The sequence below is a fragment of the Tabrizicola sp. genome, assembly GCF_034366665.1.
In the GTDB taxonomy this organism is placed as follows: Bacteria; Pseudomonadota; Alphaproteobacteria; order Rhodobacterales; family Rhodobacteraceae; genus Tabrizicola.
Genome location: NZ_JAXMMF010000117.1, coordinates 1 through 9785 on the forward strand (window position 1 = coordinate 1; position 9785 = coordinate 9785).

The window sequence follows — 9785 nt, forward strand, 5'->3', positions numbered from 1 at the left end:
GGCCATCGCGCCCGGCAGCCAGAAGTGGAACGGCATCTGCGCTGACTTGGTGAAGCAGCCCAAAAGGAACAGGCCCAGCACCAGCGGATAAAGGGGATCGGCGCGCACGACATCGCCTGCGGCCAAAACGCGATCAAGGTCATAGCTTCCGACGATCTGGCCGAGGATCAGCATGGCGACCAGCAGACACAGGCCCCCCAGCCCCGTCACGATCAGCGCCATTCGCGCCCCGTCCCGCGCCGCCTGCCCCTGGTGCCAATACCCGATCAAGAGGAACGACAGGATCGAGGTCAGCTCCCAGAACACCACCAGCATCAGGATGTTGCCCGACATCAGCATGCCGACCATCGCACCCGTGAAGGCCATCAGGAAGGCGTAGAACCGCGGTACCGGGTCGGCCTTGGACAGGTAGTAGCGGGCATAGACCAGCACGAGGATGCCGATGGCAAAAACCAGCGTCACGAACATCCAGACAAAGCCATCCATCCGGAAGGTGAGGTTCAGGCCCAGCGAGGGAACCCAGCGCAAGGTGCTGCGCAGGACCTGGCCATCGCCGATCGGCGCATGCAGCAGGGCAAGGATCGCGAGCCCCGCCGCGAGCAGAAGACCCGAGACCCAGGCAGCTGCACCATGCGCCGACGCCCGGACCGTGCTAGCAGCAATCGCTGCGGCAAAGGGCAATCCGACCAGGATGAGCAGCAGGTTCTCTTCGATCATGCCCCCGAGGGTATCCTTTCGTTGCAGCTTCCGGCAAAGGTCTTTCCAGAAAGCAAGCCAAGGGCATGACCGCCTGCGGCGGTGCGTGCCCATGCCCTGGATTGATGGAAGGACGTTGGTCCCGATTAAGTCGTCATTTCTGACGTTTTCAAGTCGGTTATGGACGTTTTCAGCCCGACAGGGGAAGAACGCCCGCAACTTTGTTGCTCAAGGCCCACTCAGGCGGCTTGCCTGAAGAAGAGCAGCGCGCAGGGATCGTGCTCAGGGTGGGGCGCCTGACGCATTCTTGATCACCTGATCGGGTCGGACTCGTTGCCTTCGATGGCATGGATCTGCCGCATCAATCCGACCGCGGCCTCGATGTCGATCTGGCAGGCGATGCCGGCACCCCGCTCGGCCTCGAAACGACCTACCGCGGCGATCTCCTTCATCAACCCTGGTGCGACGCTTTCCTCGACCAGCCAGAACACGAGGTTGCGGTGCGAGGCAACCTCCAGCCCCAGAAACCGCCGCTCCGGTTCCAGCCCCTCTCCTCGGGCCGAGGTGATGACGGTGGACCCGGTCGCCCCCGCCTTGCGCGCGGCGTCCAGAACTTCATCGAGCCGTTCCTCGGGAAGGAAGGCGATGACCATCTTGAACTTCATCCGGTGTCTCCCTTGCTGTCAGGTGCCGCGCCTGTCCTGCGGCGAAGATGCGCGTCGATGATGGCCGTGGCCAGCACAGCGAAGGCCGAGCCGATCATGGCCAGAACGATCAGGCCGAACCCGTCGGCCAGCGCGCTGCGGCCCGGCAGGGTTTCGGCCACGGCCACGCCGTAGGCCGCAATCATGGGAACGGTGACGACCGATGTGGCAATCGCCCCGCTGTCCAGTGCCAGCGGTACAAGCTGGCGAGGCGCGATCATGGCCAGCAGCCCGACCGCCGCCACCATCGGCGCCAGGACCAGCCCCAGCGGCACCCCATAGACGATCCGCAATCCCGCCAGCCCCAGCCCGAAGCCAAAGCCCCCGGCGACGGCAAGACGCAGGACCATCGGCCGGATCGCGCCGCCGGTCATGTCGCTGACACGATCGGCGGTGGCGGCCATGGTCGGCTCGATCAGGGCAGCCGCACCACCGAGGGTTATTGCAAAGCCTACCAGTGCCAGAACGCCGGCTGCCGACGTGCCATCGGTCAGACGCTCGGCCAGACCGCGCGCCACATCTCCGGCCAGGGGCACGAGGGTGCCTTCCAGACCAAAGCGGAATAGAGTCATCCCGGCGGCAAGGATGGCAACACCCTGGACCGCCCGCCGCAAAAGGCCCTGATCCCGGGCAAGGAAGCGCCAGGCAAACAGCCCCAGCACGGCCAGGATCGGCGCAAGGTCGACCAGGGTTCGCAGCGCCTGCTGTCCGATGTCTGCACCCATGTCAGCCCCCACCAAGCAGGATCAGGGCGACGGCGATGAACATCAGCATCGGCGCAAGGCTTGCCAGCACCACAATCCCGAATCCATCCACCAAGGCGTTGCGGCTCCGCAGAACCGAGGCGAGCCCTATCCCGAGGGCAAGCATCAGCGGGATGTTGATGATCGAGGTTGCGGCGGTTCCGGCATCCAGCGCCACCGCGATCACCGGCGCGTCGGACAAAAGCGAAACGAGCGCGATAAGCCCGTATCCCGGCAGGACCAGCCAGATCACGGGCCAGCCCTTCAAGGTGCGCCAGACACCGACGACCAGCGCCAGACCAAGGCCGATCGCGATGCCATAGCGGATCCAGCTCGCCAGCGCCTCTTGTTGCCCGAGAGTGACGGGAATCCCCGGATCGGCCGCCATGGCCGCAGCAGCCTGTGCCGCCACGGCCGCGAGAGCGGGTTCCGCCACCGTGCTGCCAAAGCCCAAGGCGAAGGCAAACCCCAGAAGCCACGCCGGATGTCCGCGCCGCGCCATCGCATCGGCCAGTGCCTCGCCGATCGGGAACAGGCTCATTTCCAACCCGCGCACCATCAGCGTTAAGCCCACCAGCACTGCCATGAAACCCAGCACAAGACCCGGGATATCGGGCGGAATGCGGCCCAGCACAGCGCCTTCGAACGCGGCGATCGTCAGAAGAATCGGCAACATGTCCCTCAGCGTTCCGAGGAATGGACCAATCTGGCGCAGCAGGGGTTTCACCAGCCTATGTCCCCGGCAAGGGCCAAACGGGAGCTGGCCATGGCGGACATCATCCGGCTCATTCGACACGGGGAGGAGGCAGGGTCAGAACATCGACATTGGCGTTCTGAAGAACCTTCTCGGTCACGCTACCCAGCATCATCCGGGAAAGCCCCCCCCTCCCTTGCGTGGCCATCACGACGAGATCGGCCTGCGTCTGCTCGGCCGCCTTCAATATCTCGTGCGCTTCCGTCGTCTCGCCGTGCCGGACAAGGAGTTGAAGGTCCGAACGGCCCAAGGTGCCTGCGAACCTCGCAAGGCTTCTCCGTGCCTCGGCGGCTTCGGTCGCAACGTGATGATCCCGGTCCTCCCGTGGAAGGGAGCCGGACATGGCAAGCCGCAGGGCAAGCACGTCGAACACTGTCAGGATCGCATGGTTTGCCGCGGCGAAGATGCCGAGGTCGCAATACCGCTGAAGCGCGGCTTTCGATGCTTCGGAAAGGTCCGTGGTCAGCAGGATCTGGCGGTAAGGTGAGACGGGCGGGCCGTTCACGCTCAGAACCGGGCACGCGACCTTGCGGATCGCCCGCTCCGCTGTCGTGCCGACAAACGCATCCCGCAGGAACTGTCGACGGTGGGGCCCCAGAACAAGGATATCCGGACGTCGTTCTTCCGTGGCGCGGGCGATCCCCTCGAACGGATCGGCAAGGATGACGTCTGACCTTCCCTTCACGCCGTCGACCGATCCAAGCGTTGCCATCTGTTGACGAAGCAAGGCCCGTGCGTCGGCTGCCTCATGGTCGACAAGGCGCTTGGGTCGATCGTCATCAACCACATGCACGAGGTCAAGCTCGGCATTCTCGGCCCGGGCGACAAGCACGGCGCGTCTGAGGGCGCGGTCTGACCGCTCGGAGAAATCGGTCGCACAAAGGACCCGCTGCATCTGGTTTCCTTCTTTCTTTCAATTGCCCAATCAAAACATGGATGAACCTGCTCCGGTTTGATGCAGGTCAATCAAGGATTTCGAAGTCGCGTTATTCTTGATGAAACGTAGCCAAGGATCGCAAACCGATGCCTCACGATCAGTATCAGACGGTCAAGGAGGTTGCCGAGCGCCTGAAGGTCGCCGAGGCGACGGTGCGGGCGTGGATCCACGACGGCGCGCTGCGTGCCATAGATGTTGGCAAGGGCTGGCGCATTGCCGATGCCGATCTCGAGGCGTTCCTGACGCGTCACGAAACGACACCGCGCGCGGGGCGGGCAACGCCAGATGCGGGACATCATCCGCACGCAAACGGACGGCACGCGCCCCTTGTCTGAAGTCTTTTCCCCTAAACCTCGAAGGAGACTGCCATGAACCGACTTTCCGGAAAGACCGCCATTGTGACCGGAGGCGCTGTCGGCATTGGCCGGGCCTGCGTCGAGCGCATGGCGCAGGAAGGTGCCAAGGTCGCGATCTTCGACGTGCTCGCGGCCGAAGGCGAGGCGCTGGCCAGTGACCTTGCCGCACAGGGCCATACGGTAGCCTTCTGGCGCGTGGATGTGACCAATGAGACCGAGATGAAGGCGGCCATCGAGGCGGCGGTGGGCCAGTTTGGCGGGTTGCACGTGATGGTGAACAATGCAGGCATCTCGGGCAGCCCCAAACCCACCGATCAGGTGACCGAGGCAGAATGGGACCAAGTGCAGGCGGTGAACGTCAAGGGAGTCATGTTCGGCACCAAGCACGCCATCCCGCATCTGCGCGCGGCAGGCAGCGGATCGATCATCAACCTGTCCTCCATCGCCGGGCTGATCGGCGTGGGCAATCTGGCGGCCTATCACGCCTCCAAGGGTGCGGTGCGCCTGATGAGCAAGAACGACGCTGTGACCTATGCGCCCGAACAGATCCGCGTGAATTCGATCCATCCCGGCTATATCTGGACACCTATGGTGGAAAACCACCTGCGCACCACGTCGCCCGACCTTGAGGCCGCCAAGGCGGCGGCCGGATCGGTGCATCCGATCGGCCATATGGGCGAGCCCGATGATATTGCATGGGCAGTCGTCTGGCTTGCCTCCGACGAGGCCAAGTTCGTGACGGGCGCTGAAATCGCCATCGACGGGGGCTATACGGCGCGCTGATGCAGATGACCGATCCGCATTCCCGCCCCGCCGACGATTGCCTGTCCGATCTGAAGACCCGGCCCGAAGGCCTGACCGCATCTGACGCGGCCCGCCGTCTGGCCGAACATGGCCCCAACCGCCTGCCCGAGGTTCAGGCGCGGGGGCCGCTGCGGCGGTTCCTTGGGCAGTTCAACAACGTGCTGATCTATGTTCTGATCGGCGCGGCCATCGTGACCGGAGGCTTGCAGCACTGGATCGACACCGGCGTGATCCTTGCCGTGGTCCTTGCCAACGCCGTGATCGGCTTCCTTCAGGAGGGCAAGGCCGAAACCGCGATGGCTGCGATCCGACAGATGCTGGCCCCCCGTGCCGCCGTGCTGCGCGACGGGCGGAGGGTCACCGTCGACGGCGCCGACCTGGTGCCCGGCGACATCGTGCTGCTGGAAGCCGGGGACAAGGTTCCCGCCGACCTGCGCCTGATCGAGGCGCGCGGACTGGCGGCACAAGAGGCCATTCTCACAGGCGAATCCGTTCCGGTGGAAAAGGCAACTGCCCCCGTCGCGGCCGATGCACCTCTTGGGGATCGCCGGTCGATGCTGTGGTCGGGCACGCTGGTCACCCAAGGCACCGCCCGCGGTGTCGTGACCGCAACCGGCCCGGCCACTGAAATCGGCCGCATCGGCGGGCTGCTTGCCGGGGTGGAGCAACTGACGACACCGCTGGTCGCGCAGATGGACCATTTTGCGCGCTGGCTGTCGTTCCTGATCCTGCTTTCGGCCGCACTCTTGCTGTCCTGGGGCTATTTCGTCGGCCATATGCCCTTCTCCGACCTGTTCATGACGGTCGTGGCCATCGCCGTCTCGGCCATTCCAGAGGGGCTGCCCGCCGTCATGACGATTACGCTGGCCATTGGTGTGCAGGCCATGGCGCGGCGCAATGCCATCGTGCGGCGTCTTCCCGCGATCGAATCCATCGGGTCGGTCTCTGTCATCTGCACCGACAAGACCGGCACCCTGACCCGTAACGAGATGGTGGTGGCCGCCGCCGAGACAGCCGAGGGCACCTTTGTCATCACTGGCGACGGCTACGCGCCCGAGGGTGAGATCACGCCGCGGGGCGACCTGTCAGCACTCGCCCGCGCCTCCGCCTTGTGCAACGACGCGGCTCTGCATGACCGAAACGGGGTCTGGACGGTCGAGGGCGACCCGATGGAGGGCGCGCTTCTGGCCTTCGCGGGCAAGGTTGCAGTGGAACCGTCGGCGCGCCGGCTGGACGCCGTTCCCTTCGACAGCCGCCACCGTTTCATGGCCGTGCTCACCGAGGGGCCGGGCGGTCGGATGATCCATGTGAAAGGCGCACCCGAACGGGTGTTGCGGATGTGCGGGGGGCTGGACTACGCCCACTGGCACGACCGGGCCGAAGCGATGGCCCGACGCGGTCTGCGCGTGCTGGCTCTGGCCGAACGGGCCGCGCCTGCCGGACAGATCGACCCCGCCGCGCTGGAGGGAGGTCTGACCCTCCTCGGCCTCGTCGGTCTGATTGACCCCCCTCGGCCCGAGGCCATCGCTGCCGTAGTGGAATGTCGTGCAGCGGGCATCCGGGTGAAGATGATCACTGGCGATCACGCTGGTACCGCCGCAGCCGTCGCCGCACAGATCGGCCTGCAGAACCCGGACCGCGTTCTGACTGGCGCAGAGCTCGACAAGCTGGATGATGCACAACTGGCGTTGGAAGTAACCTCGGTCGACGTCTTCGCCCGCACCAGCCCCGAGGATAAGCTGCGCCTGGTCACGGCGTTGCAGGCCAACGGCCTGTCGGTCGCCATGACCGGCGACGGCGTGAACGACGCCCCCGCCCTGAAACGCGCCGATGCAGGGATCGCCATGGGCCTTAAGGGCTCTGAGGCCGCGAAAGAGGCGGCTGATCTGGTGCTTGCCGACGACAACTTCGCCTCCATCGCCGCTGCCGTGCGCGAAGGGCGGACGGTCTATGACAACCTGAAAAAGGTCATCAGCTGGACGCTGCCCACCAACGCGGGCGAGGCGATGGTCGTCATCGTGGCCCTGATCGCCGGCATGGCCCTGCCGATGACGGCGGTGCAGATCCTGTGGGTCAACCTGATCACTGGCATCACCCTTGGCCTTGCCCTTGCGTTCGAGCCGACGGAATCCGGCACGATGGCCCGCCCGCCCCGCCGCCGCGATGCGCCCATTCTGTCGGGGGAACTCGTCTGGCATGTGGTGCTGGTGGCCACCCTGTTCCTTGCCGCCGTCTTCGGGATGTTCACCTATGCGCTTGATCGTGGGTATTCCCTGCCGCTTGCCCAGACGATCGCGATGAACACGCTGGTGGTGCTGGAAATTTTCCACCTCTTTTTCATCCGCAACATCCATGGCACCTCGCTTACCTGGGCTGCGGCGCGGGGGACAAAGGTGGTCTGGACAGTGGTCATCGCAATCACCGCGGCGCAGTTCGCAATCACTTACATCCCGGTGTTGCAGTTGGTTCTTGGAACGGAACCGGTTGCCCTGTTCGACGGGGTGCTGATCGTCGGCATCGGTGCCGCCTTCTTCGCAATCATCGAGATCGAAAAGCAGATACGGCTGGGACTTCAACGTAGATAAGCCCCGGGATTGCTGTGTGCCAGACATGAAGGGCGGTTGGCCCTGATGCTCAATCCGGGATGAGCCACGGGAAAGGAGGCACCTCCGAACAGAATGCTTGTGCGCGCTAACGATCCGAGCGAGAGCGTGCCGATGAAATCTCCTTGCTATCGCTCGTGTTGTTTTGTATCGGTGCGCTATTATAGCGGGAGTCGGCGTCATGAAGCACAGGGTCCGGACCGCGGCGGCTGCCGCGGCCATCACCGTATCGAGCCTCGTCAGCTCGCTCGAGCCGGCGCAAGCCTATCAGGTCGACTGCGCCATCTTGCTCTGTCTGGCGGGCGGCTGGCCGGCATCGGCGCCTTGTGCCCATGCGCGCGCAGTCTTCATCCGTCGGATCACGCCTTGGCCGATCGAACCGCCCTTGCAGATCTGGCGCTGTCCGATGGGGGCGTCGTTCAACGCCCCTGCCCCGCTGTCGCCGATGGAGCGGCTGTACGACATCGCCTTCCGGGAAGCGCCTCAGGCTATTATCCCGCACGATCCCTTGCCCCTTGTCCGAGTCCAGTCAGACGAGCGCGCTGACATCGACATCTCGGGCGATGCCTTCGACTTCGTCCGCAGCATCCGCGTGTTTCACATCCAGTTTAGCCAGCGCCGGAACCGAGACGGCGACTGCATCACCTCGGACTCCACGCGCCTCGGCTCCTACGGGGTCCAAGGCGACTATCACTGGACCCGGTCCAGCGTCGCCCAGGTGCCGCCCGCCTCCGATCTGCCCAACACCGGACACTGCAACTGGGTGAGTTATCGCTCGGTCTTCGTCGACTGGCGCGATCATGAAGGCAACTACGGCTTCGAAGAGGTCCGCTACTGAACCCGGCCGGGCCTCCATCGGGCCGGCCCGCTTCCGACACATCTTGCACCGGAGACTGTGCACCGAACCCGAAAAGGGAAACGACGCCAGACCGAAAAGCCTGACGCCGTGCTAGAAGAACCCGTGAACAAGGATCTTCTAGCGCGCGATGATGACGGTGCAGGGTGCGCGGTTCGCGATGTCCATGGCCACCGAGCCAAGAACCAGCCGTGATAGTCCGCGCTTGTCGCCAGTGCCGATGACGATGGCATCGATCCCGAGTTCAAGCGCGTGGTCGATGATCCCGGTCGAGGCTTCGCGCGCAACAACCACCGCCGCTTTCGCCGGTTTATGCCCGCTCTGGGCGGCCTTTTCGCAGGCTTCATCAAGGATCGCCTTCGCCTCGCTCTCGGTCCAGATCAAGGCAATTGGTGCTCGGGGCGAACGTCCATAGACCACATTCACCACAACGACCGAGAGGTTGGCCGCGTATTTCGTTGCGAGTTCCGCAGCGGTGGCCAGTGCAAGGTCCGCATGGTCGGAGCCGTCAAAACAGCAGAGGATATGTTTCATCTGTTTGCCTTTTCACTTTGATTGGAGTCATTCATCTATCTTCTAGCAGTCGTGGTGTTTGACGGTCGGATCGCACGCAGGAGCCCCGCTCATGCAAAATCGATACGGTGTCTGCCTTTCTTGCAAGCCGCCAGCAAAGGAAGGGCCCTGCTACAGCGTTCACCGGACATCCTCCCCGCCGCTAATCTTCGGTGGATCACCAGCGCGTGCCGGGATTTGGGACTTCCCGCAGGTTACAATGCGTGGCACCGTCTCGCGTGCGATCATGAACGCCTCAAGATCCGCGTCAGCAACCCGCCAGCCCTTGCCGATGTAGATAGCGCGAAGTGCGCCCGACTTGATCCACTGCCTCACGGTGGCCTCGGCCACTTCAAGCCTTTCGGCAACCTCCTTCACGGTCTGATAGCGGTCATGCGGCATGGCTCCCTCCGTTGCAGCCGATGCCAAAGAATAATGAACCTTGGTCACGTTTCGTTGATTTGGATCAAGGATTGGGATCTGTTTTTCAGACAAGCTGCCCTTATCCGTCGGTTCGGCACAGTGGGTGCGCCTTCGCCATCCCGGTCCGAAACACTCCGCTCTCAAAAGGGAATCACACCGTGCCAAATCGAATCGCCTACATGCCGCTGAACACCTACCCCGAGGCAGCGCCCGATCCGGCGATCCTCTCTGCGATCGGCTTTACGGCTGCGTTGGGATGCGGCTTGCATGTCTCGACCTTCGCCGTGGACATCCCACCAGTGTCCTCGCCGATCGGCGGCTTTCTGATCAACGTCGAGGGAATGGCGCGCGCGGCGG

General features: G+C 64.1%; 12 protein-coding genes. 5 read left to right on the forward strand and 7 right to left on the reverse strand.

What is annotated here, in order from left to right:
• From U1E69_RS16620 to U1E69_RS16640, 5 genes are all read right to left on the reverse strand, one after another.
• The coding region (locus tag U1E69_RS16620) for a proton-conducting transporter membrane subunit (protein ID WP_322245540.1) at nucleotides 1–717 on the reverse strand (717 nt) is incomplete at its 3' end.
• 290 nt (nucleotides 718–1007) lie between these two features.
• Nucleotides 1008–1361, reverse strand: coding sequence for a P-II family nitrogen regulator (locus tag U1E69_RS16625; RefSeq protein WP_305547328.1), 354 nt, complete (start codon nucleotides 1359–1361; stop codon nucleotides 1008–1010).
• Nucleotides 1358–2125, reverse strand: coding sequence for a DUF1538 family protein (locus tag U1E69_RS16630; RefSeq protein ID WP_305547330.1), 768 nt, complete (start codon nucleotides 2123–2125; stop codon nucleotides 1358–1360). The genes U1E69_RS16625 and U1E69_RS16630 overlap by 4 nt, the downstream gene beginning before the upstream one ends.
• 1 nt (nucleotide 2126) lies before the next feature.
• Nucleotides 2127–2819, reverse strand: coding sequence for a DUF1538 family protein (locus U1E69_RS16635; RefSeq protein ID WP_305547332.1), 693 nt, complete (start codon nucleotides 2817–2819; stop codon nucleotides 2127–2129).
• A 109-nt stretch (nucleotides 2820–2928) separates the two neighbouring features.
• A complete protein-coding gene (locus tag U1E69_RS16640) occupies nucleotides 2929–3792 on the reverse strand; it encodes a universal stress protein (RefSeq protein WP_322245541.1) in 864 nt (287 codons plus the stop codon).
• A 128-nt stretch (nucleotides 3793–3920) separates the two neighbouring features.
• On the opposite strand from U1E69_RS16640, the gene U1E69_RS16645 reads away from it, so the two are divergent.
• From U1E69_RS16645 to U1E69_RS16660, 4 genes are all read left to right on the forward strand, one after another.
• Entirely contained in the window at nucleotides 3921–4169 is a 249-nt protein-coding gene (locus U1E69_RS16645; protein ID WP_305547336.1) for a helix-turn-helix domain-containing protein, read from the forward strand.
• 33 nt (nucleotides 4170–4202) lie between these two features.
• Nucleotides 4203–4973: a glucose 1-dehydrogenase gene (locus tag U1E69_RS16650; RefSeq protein ID WP_322245542.1), complete on the forward strand. Its 771-nt coding sequence runs from the start codon at nucleotides 4203–4205 to the stop codon at nucleotides 4971–4973.
• Complete coding sequence (locus U1E69_RS16655; protein WP_322245543.1) at nucleotides 4973–7579, forward strand: cation-transporting P-type ATPase; 2607 nt, start codon at nucleotides 4973–4975, stop codon at nucleotides 7577–7579. The genes U1E69_RS16650 and U1E69_RS16655 overlap by 1 nt, the downstream gene beginning before the upstream one ends.
• A 199-nt stretch (nucleotides 7580–7778) precedes the next feature.
• Entirely contained in the window at nucleotides 7779–8435 is a 657-nt protein-coding gene (locus tag U1E69_RS16660; protein ID WP_322245544.1) for a hypothetical protein, read from the forward strand.
• A 138-nt stretch (nucleotides 8436–8573) separates the two neighbouring features.
• Here U1E69_RS16660 and U1E69_RS16665 read toward each other — a convergent pair whose 3' ends face one another.
• Nucleotides 8574–8987: a universal stress protein gene (locus U1E69_RS16665; protein ID WP_322245545.1), complete on the reverse strand. Its 414-nt coding sequence runs from the start codon at nucleotides 8985–8987 to the stop codon at nucleotides 8574–8576.
• A gap of 159 nt (nucleotides 8988–9146) precedes the next feature.
• Nucleotides 9147–9500, reverse strand: a complete 354-nt coding sequence (locus U1E69_RS16670; protein WP_322245546.1) for a helix-turn-helix domain-containing protein — start codon at nucleotides 9498–9500, stop codon at nucleotides 9147–9149.
• 86 nt (nucleotides 9501–9586) lie between these two features.
• Between U1E69_RS16670 and U1E69_RS16675 the strand changes: the two genes are divergently transcribed.
• Nucleotides 9587–9785: hypothetical protein (locus U1E69_RS16675; protein WP_322245547.1), on the forward strand; the 199-nt coding region annotated here is incomplete at its 3' end.

What these genes read in the sequence shown, in the direction of transcription:
- U1E69_RS16625 (WP_305547328.1), bottom strand. Translation starts at nt 1,361, where the DNA reads ATGAAGTTCAAGATGGTCATCGCCTTCCTTCCCGAGGAACGGCTCGAT.
- U1E69_RS16630 (WP_305547330.1), bottom strand. Translation starts at nt 2,125, where the DNA reads ATGGGTGCAGACATCGGACAGCAGGCGCTGCGAACCCTGGTCGACCTT.
- U1E69_RS16635 (WP_305547332.1), bottom strand. Translation starts at nt 2,819, where the DNA reads ATGTTGCCGATTCTTCTGACGATCGCCGCGTTCGAAGGCGCTGTGCTG.
- U1E69_RS16640 (WP_322245541.1), bottom strand. Translation starts at nt 3,792, where the DNA reads ATGCAGCGGGTCCTTTGTGCGACCGATTTCTCCGAGCGGTCAGACCGC.
- U1E69_RS16645 (WP_305547336.1), top strand. Translation starts at nt 3,921, where the DNA reads ATGCCTCACGATCAGTATCAGACGGTCAAGGAGGTTGCCGAGCGCCTG.
- U1E69_RS16650 (WP_322245542.1), top strand. Translation starts at nt 4,203, where the DNA reads ATGAACCGACTTTCCGGAAAGACCGCCATTGTGACCGGAGGCGCTGTC.
- U1E69_RS16655 (WP_322245543.1), top strand. Translation starts at nt 4,973, where the DNA reads ATGCAGATGACCGATCCGCATTCCCGCCCCGCCGACGATTGCCTGTCC.
- U1E69_RS16660 (WP_322245544.1), top strand. Translation starts at nt 7,779, where the DNA reads ATGAAGCACAGGGTCCGGACCGCGGCGGCTGCCGCGGCCATCACCGTA.
- U1E69_RS16665 (WP_322245545.1), bottom strand. Translation starts at nt 8,987, where the DNA reads ATGAAACATATCCTCTGCTGTTTTGACGGCTCCGACCATGCGGACCTT.